This is a genomic window from Pseudomonas sp. 21615526 (assembly GCF_013386245.1).
Taxonomy (GTDB): domain Bacteria; phylum Pseudomonadota; class Gammaproteobacteria; order Pseudomonadales; family Pseudomonadaceae; genus Aquipseudomonas.
Genome location: NZ_JACAOM010000122.1, coordinates 14,132 through 33,231, shown reverse-complemented (window position 1 = coordinate 33,231; position 19,100 = coordinate 14,132). Strand labels below are relative to the sequence as shown.

The following is a 19,100-nucleotide window of genomic DNA, read 5'->3' as shown; positions in this document are numbered from 1 at the left end:
AGGGTGGCAGCTGTACGCGGGTTGACCGACCGGTTATCAACGAACCCGGCATACCCGAAGGTATCCCGCGCACAGCCGCCGCGACACGATACCTCAGGCATAAAAAAAACGCCTGGAATAGGTGTGGGCGTTGCAGTCGTCGATTGGTCGGACGGTCAAATCCGGTCGCTGAATTGGCAGCGACTGCGGGAGGTTAGTCAGCCCGGGTCCGACCGACAACCTGAAACAGTTGTCGGAAAAATCCGAGCATGTCTCCCTCAGTCAGAGACGGTCCATGTTGCACAATCGTGTGGTCCAGGCCACCGCCAAGTCGGTGCTCCGGCTATTGATCGCTCCCACGCTCTGCGTGGGAGCGCAGCCCTGGACGCTCTGCGTCTGCCTTTGTGACGCGGAGCGTCACCGTAGGCATTCCCACGCGGAGCGTGGGAACGAGCTTAAAATCCGAGTGCGTCTCCCTGTCGAGGAGAGTGCTGCTACCATCGACGCAATCCCTCATCAGTCAGAGACAATCCATGTTGCCTAATCGCGTGGTCCAGGCCGCCGCCAAGTCGGTGCTGCAGCACCTCGTTACGCGAATCACGCCACAGTCCACCGAAGCCTCCATCGCCGAAATGGCGACGCAGATGCTCGCGGATTCCGGCTATCCGCAGACCTGGTATTACGACTGCCCGGCCTTCGTATTGCTGGGTTCGCGCAGTGCGCTTTCGGTGTCGGGACGCGACTATCGGCCCAGTGATGAAGCCGTTGGTTTACACAATCTGATCACGGTGGATTTGAGCCCGAGAGCAGGCAATGTGTGGGGCGACTGTGCCCGCTCTTTCTATGTGGAGGAGGGCGTGTGCCGGGCGGTGCCGGTGGGGGCCGAGTTCAGCAGGGGTTATGAAGTCGAGCACCTGCTACACGCGATGATGCGCACATTCGCCCGGCCTGAAACCACGTTCAACGATCTCCACGCGTTCGCCAATGACCTGATCGCATCCGAGGGTTTCGAGAACCTCGATTTCGCCGGCAACGTCGGCCACAGCATCTGCGAGCAGCGTGACCAAAGGCTCTACATCGAGGCGGGCAATCATCGGCGCCTGGAGGAGGTGACGTGCTTTACCTTCGAGCCGCATGCTCGCGAGCGAGGCGGTCGCTGGGGCTACAAGCATGAAAATATCTATTTCTTCAGTGATGAGGGAAAGGTCTGCGAGCTTTGACGAAGGCGCCGGTCTCCTGAGGACACGCGGCGCCTTCGGTTTTTTCGCGAGCAAGCTCGCTCCTACAGGGAGAGGCGATCCAGCAGGCTGTACCACGCCACGCCCGCGCCGATGTAGAAGCGTTGCAAGCCATGCAGTGGCAACCGCTGCAAAGGCGTTACCGGGTAAGCGAAGTCGGAGCGGCTGTCACACAGGCGCCCGGCCAGTTGCTGGCCGAGGCTGGTGCACAAGGCAATCCCGCGCCCGTTGCAGCCCAGTGCCAGGGTCAGCCCCGGTGCAGGCTCGTGGACGTGGGGCATAAAGTCCCGGGTGATCGCGATCCGGCCCGCCCAGCGGTACTCGAAGTCCAGCTTGCCCAGCTGGGGAAACAACAGTGCCAGCGAGCGCTCCAGGTGCGCAAAATCTGCGGGCCCGGTGGGATCTTCGAACAACCCGCGCCCGCCCATCAGCAGGCGACCGTGGGCGTCCTTGCGAAAGTACAGCAGCAGCCGTTGGGCGGTTGAGACGGTTTCCTGCCCCGGCAAAATGCTCTCGGCCGCAGGCCCGCTCAAGGGCCGGGTGGCGACGATAAAACTGTTGGCCGCGAGCACACTCTGGGCCATGCCGGGCCACAAGTCGCCGCTGTAGCCGTTGGTGGCCAGTACCACTTGGCCGGCCGACACCTGCGCGCCGCTCGCGGTCTGCAACTTCCAGCCCGCGCCCGCCTGTTGCATCGCGGTCACTGCGCTCTGCCCATGAATGCGCACGCCCGCCGCCTGGGCTGCACGCACCAGGCCCCGAGCATAGGCCAAGGGTTGGATGGCGCCCGCGCGACCGTCCAGCCAGCCACCGGCAAACGCCTGGCTGCCCATGCGGGCGGACACCGCGCCGGCATCCAGGCGCTGCACCGGCACCCCGCGACGTGCCCACTGTTCGGCCCGGGCGTGCAGGCCCGCCACGCCTTTTTCGGAATAGGAAACCTGCATCCAGCCCTTGCGTGTGGGCGCACAGTCGATGCCATGGCGCTCGATCAGGTTGAACACCAGGTCGGCAGAGTTGGACACGGTGTTGATCAGTGGCTCGGCGCGCTCGGCACCGTACATCTGCACCAGTTGATCCGGGTCGTATTTGAGTGTCGGGTTGACCTGCCCGCCATTGCGCCCGGACGCGCCCCAGCCGGGCTCGTTGGCCTCCAGCACGCACACGCTGACGCCGCGCTCCGCGAGGTGCAGCGCCGTGGACAAGCCGGTATACCCAGCGCCGACGATGGCCACGTCCACCTTCAATGACTCAGCCAACGCGGGTGTTTGCGGTGCAGCGGGCGCCGTCGCGGCCCAGAGTGACTTCATGGCAGGCTCCGGGTGTTGGCCGTCGGGTGCAGCACGCGGCGCAGGAAGTCCTGGGTGCGCGGTTGTTGCGGGTTGCCCAGCACCTGCTCGGCCGGCCCGCTCTCCACGATGTAGCCGCCGTGCAGGAAGCACACGCGGTCGGCCACTTCCCGGGCAAAGCCCATTTCGTGGGTCACCACGATCATGGTCATGCCTTCGTCGGCGAGGGTGCGCATGACCTCCAGCACATCGCCCACCAGTTCCGGGTCGAGGGCCGAAGTGGGTTCGTCGAACAACATCGCATCGGGTTTCATCGCCAGTGCGCGGGCGATGGCAACCCGCTGTTGCTGGCCGCCGGAGAGTTGTTCCGGGTAGGCATCGGCCTTGGCCGACAGGCCGACTTTATCCAGCAGCGCCAAGGCTTCTTCCCGGGCCTGTTGCAGCGGTTCGCCCTTGACGTACACCGGGCCTTCCATCACGTTTTCCAGCACGGTGCGATGGGGGAACAGGTTGAAGCGCTGGAACACCATGCCCATGCGGCTGCGCAGGGCGTGTACGGTCTTGCTGCCACGTTGCACGGTTTCGCCGAACACGTTGATGGTGCCGCCATCGTAGGCTTCCAGGGCGTTGATGCAGCGCAGCAAGGTGGATTTGCCCGAGCCGGACGGGCCGATCAGGCACACCACTTCGCCCTTGGCCACGTCCAGGTCGACGCCGTGCAGCACGCGATGGGTGCCGTAGTGCTTTTGCAGTTGGCGAATCTCGATCATGCTTTTTTCCTCCGGCCCAGGTGCTGTTCCATGCGGCGCAGGCCATACACCAGCGGCAGGCTCATCAGCAGGTAGAGCAGGGCGACCAGGGTGTAGACGGTCATGTTCTGGAAGGTGGACGAGGCGATCAGTTGGCCCTGGCGCGTCATCTCGGCCACGGTGATGGTCGACACCAGCGATGAGTCCTTGAGCATCATCACCAGGGTGTTGCCGTAGGGCGGCAAGGCGATGCGAAACGCCTGGGGCAGGATCACCCGGCGCATCATCAGCACCGAGCGCATGCCCAGGGCTTCGGCGGCTTCACGCTGGCCCTGTTCGACGGCGATGATGCCGGTACGGAAGTTCTCCGCCTGGTACGCCGAGTAGGCGATGCCCATGCCGATCACACCCGCCTGGAATGCACTGAGGTGCACGCCCATGTCCGGCAACACGAAGTAGATGTAGAACAGCTGCACGATGATCGGCAGGCCGCGAATCACATTGATCACGGTGCTCGCCGCCCACGACAGCGCCTTGATCGGCGACAGTTTGAGCAGCGCCAGCACCAGGCCGATAGCGCTGCTGAGCAGGAACGACAGCACGGTGATCTGGATCGTCACCCAGGCGCCTTGCAGCAGGATCGGCAGGAAGTCCTGGGCGTTTTGCAGGAATTCAGCCGGGTTCATGGCTGCACCTGGGCATCAAGCCCCCACTTCTTCAGGATCGCGTCCAGGGTGCCGTCGGCCTTGATGCTGGCGATGGCCTGGTTCAGGCGTGCGAGGGTTTCGCTGTCGCCTTTGCGCACCACCAGGCACACCTCGCCGACGTTGACCGGCTTGTAGTCGGCGGCGAGCTTCACGCCCTTGAACAGCTTCTGGCGGATCTGGTACGCCACCACCGGCTGGTCACCCACGGCGGCCTTGATGCGGCCCAGGCTCAGGTCGCGGACCATTTCGCCGATGGAGTCGTAGGTGCGGATTTCCTTGAAGATCCCCAACTTGTTGAGCATGTCGTAGAAGATCGTGCCGGCTTGTACACCCACTACCTGGTCCTTCAAGGAACTGAGGTCGGTATAGGTCGCGTTGTCGTCGGCACTCACGATCAGGCCTTCACCGTAGGCGTACACCGGCGCGCTGAAGTCCACTACTTGAGCACGCTCCGGGGTCTTGAGCATGCCGGCGGCGATGAAGTCGAGCTTGCCCGAGGTGAGGGACGGGATCAGCGCGGCAAAGTTGGTCTGCTCGATTTCGCTGGTGAAACCACCGGCCTTGCCCACTGCGTTGGCGACGTCGACCATCACGCCCTGGATGCTGTTGCTCTTGATGTCGAGGAAGGTGAACGGCGAACCGCTGGCCGTTGCACCGACTTTGTACGAGGCTGCACCGGCGGCGTGCACGGTGGCCACGCAAAAGGTGGCGCAAAGACCGAAGGCGAGGCGGCGAAACAAGGGCGAAAGACTGTTCATCGGGTTACTCCAGAAGGAAAACGGATCGTCAGTACCGCGAGCGGTTACCGAGCAAACCGCAAGCTCTGTGCCATTTCGATTAAATAAAATCGTTTTAAGCTATAGAAAATAGATAAAATGAACCATTCGTATCGGTATGCGATTTTTAGTGGTCGAATTTCGCGATTTCGTGTAGAAATATCGCCACGCTTGATCGACCTGACCGCGAGTTCGCCATGTCCGAAGAACGCAACAGCTTGCACAACCAATCCCTGGAAAAAGGCCTGTCGGTGCTCAAGGCATTCAGCGCCCAGCGCCGCAGCATGAGCCTTGCAGAGGTGGCCGAGGCCGCCGGCATGACCAAAAGCTCGGCCCAGCGCATGGTGTTTACCCTCGAGAGCCTGGGTTACCTTCGGAAACACTCGCGCACCCGTCATTACCAACTCACACCACGGGTGCTGGAGTTGGGCTTCAGTTATCTGGATGCGCATTCGCTGATTGAAGTGGCCAACCCGTTCCTCTCGGAATTGACCCGCCTGACGGGAGAAACCTCGTGCCTGACCGAGCCTGCGGGTTACGACATGACGTATATCGCGCGGTTTGTCAGCTCGGGCTTCGTGCCGGTACACATGCCGATTGGCTCGCGGGTGCCGATGTATTGCACGGCGTCGGGGCGCGCGTATCTGAGTGCGTTGCCGCAGGATGAGGCGCTGGCATTGATCGAGCACAGCCAGCGGGTGGCGCACACCAGCCAGACGTTGACTGAGGTCGACAGGATCATGGAGTCGTTGCAGCAGGTGCGCGAGCAGGGCTATGCGGTGAATGGCCAGGAACTGTTCCTGGGGGACATGACCATCGGCGCGCCGGTGCTGGGGGCGAACGGCCGGCCGGTGGCGGCGGTGCATGTGGTGGCGCCGACCAGTCGCTGGAGCCGGGCGGATGCAGAGAAGCAGTTGGCGCCGGCGTTGTTGCAGTGCTCAAGGGCGTTGAGCAATTCGGCCCGTAACCTGGAGTAACCCGCTCTCAAGAACACAGCAAATCCAAAATGTGGGAGCGGGCTTGCTCGCGAATGCGGTGTATCAGTCGCCAGATGCAGTGACTGGCACACCGCATTCGCGAGCAAGCCCGCTCCCACATTTTGATCTTCATTGTTCTTTGATATTTATGTGAGCCCCAACAAAAAATGCGCCCCTGAGGGCGCATTTTTTTGTTCGGTCAACTATCGCCTGTCAGGCAATCGCATCCCAGGCACGGTCACCGTTCTCGTCTTTGATCCGAGTCGGCAAGCCCATCACGTCCAGCGCCTTCAGGAACGGCTCAGCCGGCAGTTCCTCGACGTTGGCCATGTGCTTCACGTCCCACTCGCCACGGGCAACCAGCAGCGCTGCGGCTACCGGCGGTACGCCGGCGGTGTAGGAAATGCCCTGGCTGTCGGTCTCGGCGAAGGCTTCTTCGTGGCAGGCCACGTTGTAGATGAACAGCTCGCGTGGCTGGCCATCCTTGGTGCCCTTGACCAGGTCGCCGATGCAGGTTTTGCCGGTGTAGCCAGGCGCCAGCGACGACGGGTCGGGCAGCACGGCCTTGACCAGTTTCAGCGGCACGACTTCCAGGCCTTCGGCGGTGGTGACCGGTTTTTCGGAGAGCAGGCCGAGGTTTTTCAGCACGGTGAACACGTTGATGTAGTGTTCGCCGAAGCTCATCCAGAAACGCACATTGGGCACGTCGAGGTTTTTCGACAGCGAGTGCACTTCATCGTGGCCGGTCAGGTACAGGTTCTGCGAACCGACCACAGGCAGGTCGTCGGTGCGTTTGACTTCGAACATGGTGTTGCTGGTCCACTGGCTGTTCTGCCAGCTCCACACCTGTCCGGTGAATTCGCGGAAGTTGATTTCCGGGTCGAAATTGGTGGCGAAATATTTGCCATGGGAGCCGGCATTGACGTCGAGAATGTCGATCGAATCAATGCGGTCGAAATGCTTTTGTTGCGCCAGCGCTGCATAAGCGTTGACCACACCCGGGTCGAAGCCCACGCCAAGGATGGCCGTGATGTTCTTCTGTTTGCACTCTTCCAGGTGGTTCCATTCGTAGTTGCCGTACCACGGCGGGGTCTCGCAGACCTTGCCCGGCTCTTCGTGGATGGCGGTGTCGAGGTACGCCACGCCGGTGTCGATGCAGGCACGCAATACCGACATGTTGAGGAACGCGGAACCGACGTTGATGACGATCTGCGATTCAGTCTCGCGGATCAGTGCCTTGGTCGCTTCCACGTCCAAAGCGTTCAGCGCGAAGGCCTGGATGTCGGCGGGTACCTTGAGGCTACCCTTGGCCTTGACGCTGTCGATGATGGCCTGGCATTTGGAGATGTTGCGCGACGCGATAGCAATACGACCGAGTTCGTCGTTGTGCTGCGCGCACTTGTGGGCCACCACCTTGGCGACACCTCCTGCACCAATGATAAGAACGTTCTTTTTCAATTGCTTTATCTCTCCTTTATCTGTCCGCTTTACGAAAGGCTGGACAGGTAGTCGTCGTAACCAAATTCACGAACCACTTCGACTGTACCGTCGAGTTGTTTCACTACGATGGACGGCATTTTCAGGCCGTTGAACCAGTTTTTCTTGACCATGGTGTAGCCTGCCGTGTCGATGAACGACAGTCGATCGCCGATGGCCAGCGGCTGATCAAATTGGTACTCACCGAAGATGTCCCCGGCCAGGCACGACTTGCCGCACACCATGTAGGTGTGTTCGCCATTGCTTGGCGCCAGCTTGGCGTTCAGGCGATAGATCAGCAGGTCCAGCAGGTGGGCTTCGATGGAGCTGTCTACCACGGCGAGGTTCTTGCCGTTGTAGAGGGTGTCGAGCACGGTCACTTCCAGGGAGGCGCTGTTGGTGATCGCCGCTTCGCCGGGTTCCAGGTACACCTGCACGTCGTACTTCTGCGAGAACGCCTTGAGGCGCTGGCAGAAGGCGTCGATGGCATAGCCTTCACCGGTGAAGTGGATGCCGCCGCCGAGGCTGACCCAGTTGACCTTGTGCAGCAGCGCGCCGAAGCGTTCTTCGATGGTGTTGAGCATCTGGTCGAACAGGTTGAAATCACCGTTCTCGCAGTTGTTGTGGAACATGAAGCCGGAGATTTGCTCGATCACATCTTCGATCTTCACCGGGTCCCACTCGCCCAGACGGCTGAACGGGCGCGCCGGGTCGGCCAGCAGGTAGTCGGAGCTGCTCACTTGCGGGTTGACGCGCAGGCCACGGGTCTTGCCTTCGCTGCGCTCGGCAAAGCGCTGCAGTTGGCTGATGGAGTTGAAGATGATCTTGTCGCAGTTGTCGAGCATCTCTTCGATTTCATCGTCGGCCCAGGCCACGCTGTAGGCGTGGGCTTCACCTTCGAACTTCTGGCGACCCAGCTTGAGCTCGTACAGCGACGACGAGGTGGTGCCGTCCATGTATTCCTGCATCAGGTCGAACACAGACCAGGTGGCGAAGCATTTGAGGGCCAGAAGAGCCTTGGCGCCGGACTGTTCGCGCACGTAGGCGATCTTCTGCATGTTGACCAGAAGCTTCTGTTTGTCGATGAGGTAGTACGGCGTTTTGATCATTTTCAGAGCCTGCGGCGGTGCCTGCCAAAAAAGGACACGCATTGTGCCCGCACTTGGGACAGATCGAAAGGTTAGTCAGCGGAATTTGCTGGCCCGGTTATAAGCTGGCCTGTGAATATGACAGGCCGTAGGTATGATGAGCCGCTTTGATAACGGACCACGGCTTGGGCGACGAGAGGTGAGAATGGACGCATGGACGCTGCATTGGCTGGAAGCTTCGGGGAGCCTGGCGCAGTTTCGCCCGGAGTTGATCCGAGAGTTTGAGGTTGCCTACGAGGCAATCGCGCAACTGCTGCCGCCGCCGCGGCTGGACATCCTGATCCAGCGGTTGCCGGGGGAGACCCTTCCGGAACTCGGCCTGGTGGGCCGTGCTTATCGCAGCACGATGTTCAGCATGACCCTTGATCCCGATAACCCGAATTTCCTCACCAGCCTGCAAAGCGGTGCATTGCGTCGACACGTGGTGCATGAGGTGCACCATTGCCTGCGCATGGCGGGCCCCGGTTATGGCTGGACGCTGGGGGAGGCGATGGTCAGTGAGGGCCTGGCCGGGCAGTTTGTGCGGCAGGTGCTGGGCAGTGAGCCGGAGTTGTGGGAGCGGGCGCTTGCCCCCCAGGAACTGCTGAGTGCCCCGGTAGACCGCCGTCTTCTAGACGCCACGTATTACGATCACAGTGAATGGTTCTTTGGTACCGGCGCGCGGCCAAGATGGCTGGGATACACGCTGGGCTACCAGATGGTGGAGGCCTGGCTGGCAAAACAGGGCGAGGTGGACGCCGCCACATGGGTCAATGTACCCGCCCAAGACATACTCGCCAATGCCGCCAAAGCGGGGTTGGTGGCCTGACTTTGAAACACAAGCCCACCAAACAACCCCTATCCCCTGTGGGAGCTGTCGAGCCTCAGCGAGGCTGCGAAGGCGGCGGCACAGCCGATAAAATAAGCTGCCTGACACACCGCTATCGCAGCCTCGCTAAAGCTCGACAGCTCCCACATGACAAAAACGCACCCACACTGACATCAAACCGTCATCTCCCCCCGAACGTATTCAGGCTGGTTGTCGTTGATCACCTGCATGAAGCCTCCTGATCAATTAATGATTTAGCGTGAGTTGCATGTTCGTCCTGTACCGGCTCAAACCCGCAGCGCAGATAAAAGCTTGCGCCCTCGTGGGTGTCGGTAGACAGGCGCACGACATGGAAGGATTGCGCCGCGCGTGCCAAAAGCTGGCACACCAACACTTTGCCCACCTGGCGTCCCCTTGATGCCTGTGCGACGTACACCCGGCGCAGCCTGCCAACCTCCGGACCGGCGTAAGGGTCATGGGACAAACCGCCAACGGCGATCAACTGCCCGTTGCTGAATACACCCAAAAGACATTCGCCTGGCTGGTCAAAACGGTTGGCGCCGCTGGACCACTCTGCAACGAGTCGCGTGAGAAACCTGAATCCTTCGGCGACGGCTTCTGCTTCCAATACCAGGATCTCTTCGGGCAACGCCGAGAGGGTGCGTATCGACAAACCGTCCGTTGACCTATCCACTGTATTGACTCAATTCCCTATTCGATGCAGCGACTATAACGCTCTCCTGGTATCACGTATTGGTCTTCAACTTGGTCCACCACCGAGTGGCCAACCGTGCAATCGCCGGCGGCGTCACACCCAGGCTGCGTGCTGATCATGCAGTGGTTTGGTCAGCAGGCGCGGCATGCTAACGTCACGTCTTGACTCTCTATCGCCAGCCCATCCATGAAAATGCCCGATATCGACGCCATCCAGGCGTTCGTCCTGGTCGCCGAACTCAAGAGCTTTACCCGCGCCGCCGATGCTATCGGCGGCACCCAGGCGGCTATCAGCCTGAAGATAAAACGCCTCGAAGAAAGCCTTGGCCGCAAGCTGCTGGAACGCACGCCGCGACGGGTCACGCTGTCGGCCCATGGCCAGATGTTTTTGGCCAGCGCCCGCCGCTTGCTGGACAACTACCAGGATGCGATGAATTGTTTTGGCCCGCAGAAACGCACCTTGCGCGTGGGCGTCAGCCACCACATTGTCGGCGCCGATCTCAGCCTGTGGCTGCGACGTTTGGCGACCACCGACCCGGACGTGATCGTGGCGTTCAGCCTCGGCACCTCGCGGGATATGTTGATGAACTACGAGCAGGGCAAGCTGGATGTGGCGATGATCCTGCGGCACGACAACCGTCGCCAGGACGGCGAAGTGGTGGGCATCGAACGCTTTGGCTGGATGGCTTCCCACGACTTCGAATTGCGCCAGGGCGGGGCGTTGCCCCTGGCGATCCAGCCGGAACCCTGCGGCATGCGCAGCATGGTGATGGCGGCGCTGGCCGAGCAGAACCGTGCCTGGGAAGAGGCGTTCGTGGGCAGCGGGATCCTGGCGATCGGCGCTGCAGTGGTGGCGGGAATTGGCATCGGCGCGATGGTTGGGCGAATGGCGCCCAGTGGCTGCGTCGACGTGGAGCAGCGTTTCGACCTGCCGCCGCTGCCCAGTCGCGAAGTGGTGCTGTATACGGCGCAGCGGGACTCTCAGGCGCAAGCGTTGATCCGCACGTTGAGCACCGATATTCCCGCCGATTGAACTAGAAAATCAGACGCCCGGCCCAGGCCATCAGCAGCGCCAGGCTGCCGATGCCGAGGAGTGTGAGCCCAAGGGCTACGAAGTGAACGAGGAGGGTGGTCAGTGGCGGCTGCTGTTCCATGTGGGGGCTTCCTTGGGGCTTGGGAAGCAAAAGTATGCTGAGCGGCCGGGCACCGAAACAGACGCCGCCAGCTATTTCAGTGATAAGCAAAACCAAGGCCCACCCACTCCCGCGCGCATGGGCGTGAGCGCCGCGCGATCACTCAAGCCTGGGCGGTGCATTTCATCATGAGTGGAACTTGTGATCATCTCAAATAAAATGAGTTTGTCTCACTATCACTCGATCCCGACAATGGCTCCCATACAAACACATTGGAGCTTTACGTCATGGCTGTTGCCCATTCCCTTGGATTCCCGCGCATTGGTCGCGATCGTGAACTGAAAAAAGCGCAGGAAGCGTTTTGGAAGGGCGAGCTCGACGAAGCCGGCTTGCGCGCCGTAGGTCGTGAACTGCGCAAGACGCACTGGGACCTGCAAAAGAAAGCCGGCATCGAACTGTTGCCCGCCGGTGACTTCGCCTGGTACGACCAGGTACTGACTCACTCGCTGATGTTCGGTGTGATCCCCGAGCGTTTCCGCCCGGCCGACGGCAAAGCCACCCTGCACACCCTGTTCGGTATGGCCCGTGGCGTCAGTGACAACTGCTGCGGCGGTGCCCACGCCCAGGAAATGACCAAGTGGTTCGACACCAACTATCACTACCTGGTCCCTGAATTCAGCGCCGACCAGCAATTCCAGCTGGGTTGGGAGCAACTGTTCGAAGAGGTCAAGGAAGCCCGTGACCTCGGCCACACCGTCAAGCCGGTCGTCATCGGCCCGCTGACCTACCTGTGGCTGGGCAAGGCCAAGGGTGGTGATTTCGACAAACTCGACCTGCTGGACCGCCTTCTGCCGCTGTACGGGCAGATCTTCCAGCGCCTGGCGGACCTGGGCGTGGAGTGGGTGCAGATCGACGAGCCGATCCTGGTGCTGGACCTGCCGCAGGATTGGAAAAACGCCTTCGAGCGTGCCTACAACCTGATCCAGCGCGACCCGCTGAAGAAGCTGGTGGCCACCTATTTTGGCGGCCTGGAAGAGAACCTCGGCCTGGCAGCCAACCTGCCGGTGGACGGCCTGCACATCGACCTGGTGCGTGCACCGGATCAGTACCCGACCATCCTCGATCGCCTGCCGGCTTATAAGGTGCTGTCCCTGGGCGTGGTCAACGGCCGTAACGTATGGCGCTGCGACCTGGAAAAAGCCCTGGCCACCTTGCAGCATGCTCATGAGCGCCTGGGTGATCGCCTGTGGGTGGCGCCATCCTGCTCGTTGCTGCACAGCCCGGTAGACCTGTGCCGTGAAGACAAGCTGGATGCCGAGCTGAAAAGCTGGCTGGCGTTTGCCGTGCAGAAGTGCGAAGAGGTGGCGGTGCTGGCCCAGGCCGTGAACCAGCCTGAAGCGCCGAACGTGATCGCCGCCCTGGCCGAAAGCCGTGCCGTGCAGGCGGCCCGTGCCGCTTCGCCGCGTATCCACAAGCCGGCGGTGCAAGCCCGTGTGGCGGCGATCACCGCCAAGGACAGCCAGCGTGACTCGCTGTTTGCCCAACGTATCGAGAAACAACGGGCCGGCCTGAACCTGCCGCTGTTTCCGACCACCACCATCGGTTCGTTCCCGCAAACTGCTTCGATCCGCCTGGCTCGCCAGTCCTACAAGGCCGGCAAGTTGAGCGAAGCCGAATACGTCGAAGCCATGCACAGCGAGATCCGCCACGCTGTCGAAGTGCAGGAAAACCTTGGCCTGGACGTGCTGGTGCATGGTGAAGCCGAGCGTAACGACATGGTCGAATACTTCGCCGAACAGTTGGACGGTTATGTATTTACCCGCTTCGGCTGGGTGCAGAGCTACGGTTCCCGTTGTGTGAAACCGGCGGTGATTTTCGGTGACCTGAGTCGTCCGAAAGCCATGACCGTGGAGTGGATCCGCTACGCCCAGGGCCTCACCAACAAGGTGATGAAGGGCATGCTGACCGGCCCGGTGACCATGCTGATGTGGTCGTTCCCCCGTGAAGACGTGAGCCGCGAAGAACAGGCGCGGCAACTCGCCCTGGCGATTCGTGACGAAGTGGTGGACCTGGAAGCCGCCGGGATCAAGATCGTGCAGATCGACGAAGCCGCGTTCCGCGAAGGCTTGCCGTTGCGCCGGGCGCAGTGGAAGGAATACCTGGACTGGGCCACCGAAGTCTTCCGCCTGTGCGCCTCCGGTGTGCGCGACGAAACCCAGATCCACACCCACATGTGCTACAGCGAATTCAACGATGTGATCGAGTCTATCGCGGCCATGGATGCCGACGTGATCACCATCGAAACCTCGCGCTCGGACATGGAGTTGCTGGAGGCATTCGAAGCCTTCGCCTACCCGAACGACATTGGCCCAGGTGTGTATGACATCCACTCGCCACGGGTGCCGGATGCCTCGGAAATGGCCAACCTGCTGCGCAAGGCAGCCAAACGCATCCCGGCCGAACGCCTGTGGGTCAACCCGGATTGCGGCCTGAAAACCCGTGGCTGGCCGGAGACCGAAGCGGCGCTGATTCACATGGTGACAGCGGCGCGTCAACTGCGGGCCGAACTGGCCTGATCCAGACACCCGGAATCAAACGCCGGGTGAAGATCAAAAATGTGGGAGCGGGCTTGCTCGCGAATACGGAGTATCAGCCGCTGGAGATGTCGACTGACCCACCGCATTCGCGAGCAAGCCCGCTCCCACATTGGGTCACCGGCGTTATCAAAATCATGAAATTGCCAGCATTACCCCGCGCAGACTAGAATGCGATCAATTCTTAATTACGCTTGGGCCCCACCGCCCGGCGCGCCCCGGTGATCGGCATGTCGTCTCCCCTCAATCTGCATATCCAGGACCTGTACTGCGAACACCATGGATGGTTGCACCGTTGGCTGGACCGCAAGCTGGGCAACGCCAGCGATGCCGCCGACCTGGCCCATGACACGTTCATGCGCCTGCTCACCCGGCAAACCAGCACCCACCTGGGCGCCGAACCACGGGCATTGCTGACCCATATCGCCAAGGGCCTGATGATCGACAGCTGGCGCCGCCAGGAAGTGGAACGCGCCTACCTGGAAACCATCGCCCACCTGCCCGAACAGCATGTACCTTCGCCGGAAACCCGCTGGCTGATCCTCGAAGCGCTGTACCGCATTGAGGCGATGCTGCGGGATCTGCCGGAAAAAACCCGCCAGGCCTTCCTGATGTCGCAGATCGACGGCCTGACCTATCAGCAGATCGCCGATGCCCTGGGTGTGTCGCTGATTTCGGTCAAACGCTACATGCGCGAGGCCTTCCTGGCCTGCTTGAGCGTGGCATGAGCCAGTCGATTGATCCGCTGATCCTCGGTGAAGCCGCCGACTGGATGGTGCAGTTGCAATCCGGCAGCGCCACCGATGAAGACCGCCGCGCCATCGCCCAGTGGCAGGGCCGCAGCGCCCAGCATGCCCAGGCCTGGCAACGGGCGCAGGCGATTCTGGGGGACTTCAACAGCGTGCCGGCGGCGATTGCCGGCGATACCTTGAAGCGCATCGGGCGCAAAAAATCCCTCGGCCGACGCCAGGCGCTCGGGTTGTTGCTGGCGGCCGGCCCGGCGGCCTGGCTGGCGTATCGGCAGGTGCCGTGGCAGCAGTGGACCGCCGACCAGCACACGGCCATCGGCGAACAAAGGAACCTCACCTTGCCCGACGGCACACGCATGCTGATCAACACCGGCAGCTCGCTGAATATCGCGTTCTCCGAGCAGGTGCGGCGTATCGAGCTGCTCAAGGGCGAAGTGCTGATCACCACCGCCAAGGATTCGGCCCATCGCCCGTTCATCGTCCAGACCCGCCACGGTACCGCCAGGGCCTTGGGCACGCGGTTCAGCGTGCGGGTGGGTGAGCAGGCAAGCCGAGTGGCCGTGACCGAAGGCGCAGTGGAGTTGCTGGCGGTGCATGCCGGCCAGGGGGTGATCGTCAAGGCGGGCGAGCAGGGCGCCTTCAGTGTTGACCGGGTAGCCGCCGTCGAGCCGCTGGATGTCAGCACCCTGACCTGGGAGAACGGCATGCTGCTGGCCCAGCATATGCGCCTGGCGGACCTGCTGGATGAGCTGGGGCGTTATCGCGCCGGCGTATTGCGCTGCCATGCCTCGGTTGCCGACCTCACGGTGTCGGGTGCGTTTCCCCTGCGCGATACCGATGCCAGCCTGCACCTGTTGCAGGAAACCTTGCCGGTCAAGGTCAGCAGCCTGACGGGGTATTGGGTGACGGTCGAGCCGCGCTGATCTTTTTCAACTTTCGCTGATACCTTTTTCGTGGTCGCCCGGTGTAGGGGAGAACCCTCAACATTGCTCCGCGCCGACAGGAATGCCCATGACCGCCAGACCGCTCCCGTACTGCCCCCGTCCGTTGAAGGCACTGAGCCTGGCGGTCGCCCTTGCCGCCGTCGCACCGCTGCAGAACGCCCAGGCAGAAGATGCTGCGCCAAGCAGTGCGGCGCGCAGCTATAACATCGCGGCGGGGCCGCTGGGGAATGTGCTGGCGCAGTTTGCGGCGTTGTCCGGGGTGCCGTTGTCGTTCGATTCCACGTTGCTCAACGATCAACAAAGCCCGGGGCTGCAAGGCAGCTACAGCGCACAATCGGGTTTTGCCCAGTTGCTGCAAGGCAGCGGCTACACCCTGCAAGGCACCGGCACCAACGGTTATACCGTGGTGCCCCAGGCCAGCGGTGGTGCGTTGGAGTTGGGCGCCACCACCATCAGCGGTGAAGCGAGCGGGGCGCAGGCAGACACGTATGCCGGTGGCCAGGTGGCACGTTCTGCACGCCTGGGCGTGTTGGGCAATCGGTCCATCAACGACGTGCCATTCAGCGTGGTCAGCTACACCTCGAAAACCATCGCCGACCAACAAGCGCGAACCGTCGGCGACGTATTGCTCAACGACGCGTCGGTGCGCCAGTCGTCCGGGTTTGGCAACTTCTCCCAGGTGTTCACCATTCGCGGGCTGCCGCTGAGCACCGATGACATCGCATTCAACGGCCTGTACGGCGTGCTGCCCCGGCAGATCATCACTACCGAAGCCCTGGAACGGGTGGAGCTGTTCAAGGGCCCGAATGCCTTCGTCAACGGCGTGTCGCCCTCGGGCAGCGGGATCGGCGGCAGCGTCAACCTGGTGCCCAAGCGCGCTGAAGACACGCCCACCCGCAGCGTCACCCTCGATTACGCCAGCGACAGCCAGGCCGGCGGCCATATCGACCTCGGCCAACGCTTTGGCGAAGACAACCGCTTTGGCGCCCGGGTCAACCTGGCGCGGCACGGCGGCGAAACCGCTGTGGATGACGAAAACAAAAGCTCGCAGTTGATCGCCGTTGCCCTGGATTATCGCGGCGAGCGCTTGCGGGTCTCCACCGACTTTGGCTACCAGAAAGAACGCATCAATAACGGCCGCTCGGTGGTCTACCTGACCGGCACCAAAGTCCCCAGCCCGCCGTCGGCCAAGGACAACTACGCCCAGGACTGGAGCTGGTCGCAGCTGGAAGACACCTACGGCATGGTCAACGCCGAATATGACTTGAACGATAACTGGACGGTCTACGCGGCAGGTGGCGCCAAGCACACTCGGGAGAACGGCCAGTATTCGTCGCTGTATGTCGCCAACGATGGCAGCGCCAAGGTGGGCTTCCTCTATTCACCCCATGACGAAGACAACAAAAGCGCCATGGCCGGCTTGAACGGGCACTTTGCGACGGGGCCGGTGACCCATCAGATGAACTTCGGGCTGTCGGGGATCTGGGGCGAGCAGCGCTCGTCTTACGAGGCGATCCTGCAAGCCAACCGCCAGCCCGGCAACCTGTACGACCCGACGCAAACGCCGCGACCTACCAACACCTATTTCGGCAGTGATATTCACGACCCGCGGGTTGTCGGCAAGAACCGCATCAAGAGTGCGGCGGTGTCCGACACCCTGGGCTTTTTGGATGATCGGGTGCTGTTGACCCTGGGCGTGCGGCGCCAGACCATCGAGGTGGACAGTTGGAACACGGCCACGGGGGCACGGGGTACACCGTACTCCGAGTCCATCACCACACCGGTCTATGGCCTGGTGATCAAGCCATGGGAGCACGTGTCGTTCTACGCCAACCGTATCGAAGGCCTGGCCCAGGGCCCGACGGCGCCACTCACGAACGTGACCAACCCCGGCGAAGTCTTCCCGCCCAAGCGCAGCAAGCAGACGGAAGCCGGGGTGAAGCTGGACTGGGAAAACTATGGCGCCACGCTGGGTGTGTACCGCATCGAACAGCCGAACAACGCGACCACCCGGTTCCCGGGCCAGAAGTTCGATACCTTCACTGTCGACGGTGAACAGATCAACAAAGGCGTGGAACTCAACGTGTTCGGCGAGCCCATCGACGGCCTGCGCCTGCTGGCCGGTGCCACCTGGATGGACACCGAACAGAAGAGCACTTCCAACGGCGCCACCGACGGCAACCGCGCCGCGGGTGTGCCGCGCTTCCAGTACAACATCGGTGCGGATTGGGATGTGCCGGGCATCCAGGGTGCGGCGGTCAGCGCACGGATGCTGCGCACCGGTGGCGAATACGTCAACGCCGCCAACAGCCTGAGTATCCCGGCCTGGACCCGCGTCGACCTGGGAGCGCGTTATGGCTTCAAAGCGGATGACAAATACATCACCCTGCGCGCCAACGTCGAAAACGTAGCGAACAAGGCGTACTGGTCGTCGGCGTCGACGGCCAATAACTACCTGACCCAGGGTGAGCCGCGGACAGTGAAATTGTCGGCGACGGTGGATTTCTGAGCCTGGAAAACCCTATCAGGTGAATGGACAACCCGTGGTGAGGGAGCTTGCTCCCGCTGGGCTGCGAAGCAGCCCCAAAAAAAGGACACGGTGTTCTTTCAGGTGGCTCTCGATTGCCTTATTGGGGCCGCTTCGCGACCCAGCGGGAGCAAGCTCCCTCGCCACAACAAGGCTGAATGTCCCTCGGTCAACCCGCGTTCACTTCAATCCGGTCAAAGCCCTTGAGGCGATACAGCATCACCGAGATCGCCCAACTGGCCACGAAGATCCCGATGATCATGTAGCCCAGCATCCCGAAACTGTCGTTCAGCGAGCCGATAAAACTCCAGAACGATCCCTTCAGGTCCAACTGGTCACCCATCAACCCCAACGCCTCGATACTGCCGATCACCACCGCAACCACCACCGATACCAGGGTGATGGTCATGTTGTAGTAGATCTTGCGGATCGGCTTCATGTACGCCCAGCCGTATGCCCCCAGCATCAGGTGGCCGTCCAGCGTGTCCACCAGGGACATGCCGGCGCTGAACAGCAGCGGGAACACCATGATCGCCCACGGCGACAGCCCTTGAGAGGCCTGGGTCGCAGAAATCCCCAACAGGCCGATCTCGGTGGCCGTATCAAAGCCCAGGCCGAACAGGAAACCCAACGGGTACATGTGCCAGCTGCGGCTGATCAGGCGAAACACCGGGCGGAAAATCCGCGCCATGAAACCCCGGTCCGCCAGCAGCAGGTCGAAGTCGTCCTCCACATACGCACCGCCCTGGCGCACATGGCGCCAGGCCTTGTAGATCGCGTGCAGGATCACCAGGTTCATCAAGGCGATGACCAACAGGAACGAGGCCGAGACCGACGTGCCGATCACCCCGCCGATGGCCTTGAACCCTTCAAACCGCGCCTGCATCACCGAGGCCGCAAACGCGACGCCAATGGATGCCAGGACCACCACCGAAGAATGTCCCAGGGAGAAAAAGAAGCCCACCGCCACCGGACGTTTCTTTTCCTGCATCAGCTTGCGGGTCACGTTGTCGATGGCGGCGATATGGTCGGCATCCACCGCATGCCGCAGCCCGAAACCGTAGGCCAGGAGCGCGGTGCCGAGCAGCACCGGGTGCTCATGGAACGCCACCAGCGCCCAGATCCAGGCGACGACGTTAATGCCGATCAACAACCCGTAGATGCCAAACAGCTTGGCGCGAACCCGGGTGCTGGAGTCACTGAAAATCTGGGCAAGGCGTAGGATCATCAACACTACCTGTGTGCGGTGGAAACATTCAGACACGTTCCGAAACTTTATAGATTTTGTTTAG

Annotated in this window: 16 protein-coding genes; 8 read left to right on the top strand and 8 right to left on the bottom strand. The window is 61.8% G+C overall.

Annotation, left to right across the window (positions count from 1 at the left end):
- Positions 1-512 precede the first annotated feature (512 nt).
- Positions 513-1,199, top strand: coding sequence for a M24 family metallopeptidase (locus HX786_RS27215; RefSeq protein ID WP_178912864.1), 687 nt, complete (start codon positions 513-515; stop codon positions 1,197-1,199).
- A 62-nt stretch (positions 1,200-1,261) separates the two neighbouring features.
- Here HX786_RS27215 and HX786_RS27210 read toward each other — a convergent pair whose 3' ends face one another.
- From HX786_RS27210 to HX786_RS27195, 4 genes are read right to left on the bottom strand one after another with little or no spacing between them, the layout of a single operon-like run.
- The gene (locus HX786_RS27210) at positions 1,262-2,527 is read right to left on the bottom strand and encodes an FAD-binding oxidoreductase (RefSeq protein ID WP_177022012.1); all 1,266 of its coding nucleotides are present in this window, start codon (positions 2,525-2,527) and stop codon (positions 1,262-1,264) included.
- Positions 2,524-3,276, bottom strand: a complete 753-nt coding sequence (locus HX786_RS27205; protein WP_087694235.1) for an amino acid ABC transporter ATP-binding protein — start codon at positions 3,274-3,276, stop codon at positions 2,524-2,526. The genes HX786_RS27210 and HX786_RS27205 overlap by 4 nt, the downstream gene beginning before the upstream one ends.
- A complete protein-coding gene (gene ehuD / locus HX786_RS27200; RefSeq protein ID WP_008435412.1) occupies positions 3,273-3,941 on the bottom strand; it encodes an ectoine/hydroxyectoine ABC transporter permease subunit EhuD in 669 nt (222 codons plus the stop codon). Before ehuD ends, HX786_RS27205 begins: the two co-directional genes overlap by 4 nt.
- The gene (locus tag HX786_RS27195; RefSeq protein WP_003211407.1) at positions 3,938-4,720 is read right to left on the bottom strand and encodes an ABC transporter substrate-binding protein; all 783 of its coding nucleotides are present in this window, start codon (positions 4,718-4,720) and stop codon (positions 3,938-3,940) included. The genes ehuD and HX786_RS27195 overlap by 4 nt, the downstream gene beginning before the upstream one ends.
- Positions 4,721-4,935: 215 nt before the next feature.
- Here HX786_RS27195 and HX786_RS27190 point away from each other — a divergent pair, with 215 nt between their 5' ends.
- Positions 4,936-5,715 carry an IclR family transcriptional regulator gene (locus tag HX786_RS27190; RefSeq protein WP_008435411.1) on the top strand — a complete coding sequence of 260 codons (780 nt, stop codon included), beginning with the start codon at positions 4,936-4,938 and terminating at the stop codon, positions 5,713-5,715.
- Between the two features lie 213 nt (positions 5,716-5,928).
- Here HX786_RS27190 and HX786_RS27185 read toward each other — a convergent pair whose 3' ends face one another.
- Positions 5,929-7,173, bottom strand: a complete 1,245-nt coding sequence (locus HX786_RS27185; RefSeq protein ID WP_003211412.1) for a saccharopine dehydrogenase family protein — start codon at positions 7,171-7,173, stop codon at positions 5,929-5,931.
- 29 nt (positions 7,174-7,202) lie between these two features.
- Positions 7,203-8,300, bottom strand: a complete 1,098-nt coding sequence (locus HX786_RS27180; protein WP_178912863.1) for a carboxynorspermidine decarboxylase — start codon at positions 8,298-8,300, stop codon at positions 7,203-7,205.
- A gap of 184 nt (positions 8,301-8,484) precedes the next feature.
- Here HX786_RS27180 and HX786_RS27175 point away from each other — a divergent pair, with 184 nt between their 5' ends.
- Complete coding sequence (locus HX786_RS27175; protein ID WP_178912862.1) at positions 8,485-9,147, top strand: DUF2268 domain-containing putative Zn-dependent protease; 663 nt, start codon at positions 8,485-8,487, stop codon at positions 9,145-9,147.
- Positions 9,148-9,367: 220 nt separating this feature from the next.
- Here the strand turns inward: HX786_RS27175 and HX786_RS27170 are convergent, their stop codons facing one another.
- Positions 9,368-9,841 (bottom strand): GNAT family N-acetyltransferase, encoded by a 474-nt coding sequence (locus tag HX786_RS27170; RefSeq protein ID WP_178912861.1) that lies wholly within the window; start codon positions 9,839-9,841, stop codon positions 9,368-9,370.
- A 207-nt stretch (positions 9,842-10,048) separates the two neighbouring features.
- On the opposite strand from HX786_RS27170, the gene HX786_RS27165 reads away from it, so the two are divergent.
- The 5 genes from HX786_RS27165 to HX786_RS27145 all read left to right on the top strand — a co-directional run bounded on the left by HX786_RS27165 (position 10,049) and on the right by HX786_RS27145 (position 17,790).
- Positions 10,049-10,894, top strand: coding sequence for a LysR family transcriptional regulator (locus tag HX786_RS27165; protein WP_256735332.1), 846 nt, complete (start codon positions 10,049-10,051; stop codon positions 10,892-10,894).
- Positions 10,895-11,281: 387 nt separating this feature from the next.
- On the top strand, positions 11,282-13,570 hold the full coding sequence (gene metE, locus HX786_RS27160) for a 5-methyltetrahydropteroyltriglutamate--homocysteine S-methyltransferase (RefSeq protein ID WP_178912860.1): 2,289 nt from the start codon (positions 11,282-11,284) through the stop codon (positions 13,568-13,570).
- Between the two features lie 248 nt (positions 13,571-13,818).
- On the top strand, positions 13,819-14,316 hold the full coding sequence (locus HX786_RS27155; RefSeq protein ID WP_087692459.1) for a sigma-70 family RNA polymerase sigma factor: 498 nt from the start codon (positions 13,819-13,821) through the stop codon (positions 14,314-14,316).
- Positions 14,313-15,260, top strand: a complete 948-nt coding sequence (locus HX786_RS27150; protein ID WP_003210215.1) for a FecR domain-containing protein — start codon at positions 14,313-14,315, stop codon at positions 15,258-15,260. Before HX786_RS27155 ends, HX786_RS27150 begins: the two co-directional genes overlap by 4 nt.
- Before the next feature lie 88 nt (positions 15,261-15,348).
- A complete protein-coding gene (locus HX786_RS27145; protein WP_177039872.1) occupies positions 15,349-17,790 on the top strand; it encodes a TonB-dependent receptor in 2,442 nt (813 codons plus the stop codon).
- Positions 17,791-17,977: 187 nt separating this feature from the next.
- Here the strand turns inward: HX786_RS27145 and HX786_RS27140 are convergent, their stop codons facing one another.
- The gene (locus tag HX786_RS27140; RefSeq protein ID WP_003210212.1) at positions 17,978-19,036 is read right to left on the bottom strand and encodes a HoxN/HupN/NixA family nickel/cobalt transporter; all 1,059 of its coding nucleotides are present in this window, start codon (positions 19,034-19,036) and stop codon (positions 17,978-17,980) included.
- Positions 19,037-19,100 lie beyond the last annotated feature (64 nt).

Coding starts and splice junctions, on each gene's coding strand:
- HX786_RS27215 (WP_178912864.1), top strand. CDS start 513: ATGTTGCCTAATCGCGTGGTCCAGGCCGCCGCCAAGTCGGTGCTGCAG.
- HX786_RS27210 (WP_177022012.1), bottom strand. CDS start 2,527: ATGAAGTCACTCTGGGCCGCGACGGCGCCCGCTGCACCGCAAACACCC.
- HX786_RS27205 (WP_087694235.1), bottom strand. CDS start 3,276: ATGATCGAGATTCGCCAACTGCAAAAGCACTACGGCACCCATCGCGTG.
- ehuD (WP_008435412.1), bottom strand. CDS start 3,941: ATGAACCCGGCTGAATTCCTGCAAAACGCCCAGGACTTCCTGCCGATC.
- HX786_RS27195 (WP_003211407.1), bottom strand. CDS start 4,720: ATGAACAGTCTTTCGCCCTTGTTTCGCCGCCTCGCCTTCGGTCTTTGC.
- HX786_RS27190 (WP_008435411.1), top strand. CDS start 4,936: ATGTCCGAAGAACGCAACAGCTTGCACAACCAATCCCTGGAAAAAGGC.
- HX786_RS27180 (WP_178912863.1), bottom strand. CDS start 8,300: ATGATCAAAACGCCGTACTACCTCATCGACAAACAGAAGCTTCTGGTC.
- HX786_RS27175 (WP_178912862.1), top strand. CDS start 8,485: ATGGACGCATGGACGCTGCATTGGCTGGAAGCTTCGGGGAGCCTGGCG.
- HX786_RS27165 (WP_256735332.1), top strand. CDS start 10,049: ATGAAAATGCCCGATATCGACGCCATCCAGGCGTTCGTCCTGGTCGCC.
- metE (WP_178912860.1), top strand. CDS start 11,282: ATGGCTGTTGCCCATTCCCTTGGATTCCCGCGCATTGGTCGCGATCGT.
- HX786_RS27155 (WP_087692459.1), top strand. CDS start 13,819: ATGTCGTCTCCCCTCAATCTGCATATCCAGGACCTGTACTGCGAACAC.
- HX786_RS27150 (WP_003210215.1), top strand. CDS start 14,313: ATGAGCCAGTCGATTGATCCGCTGATCCTCGGTGAAGCCGCCGACTGG.
- HX786_RS27145 (WP_177039872.1), top strand. CDS start 15,349: ATGACCGCCAGACCGCTCCCGTACTGCCCCCGTCCGTTGAAGGCACTG.
- HX786_RS27140 (WP_003210212.1), bottom strand. CDS start 19,036: ATGATCCTACGCCTTGCCCAGATTTTCAGTGACTCCAGCACCCGGGTT.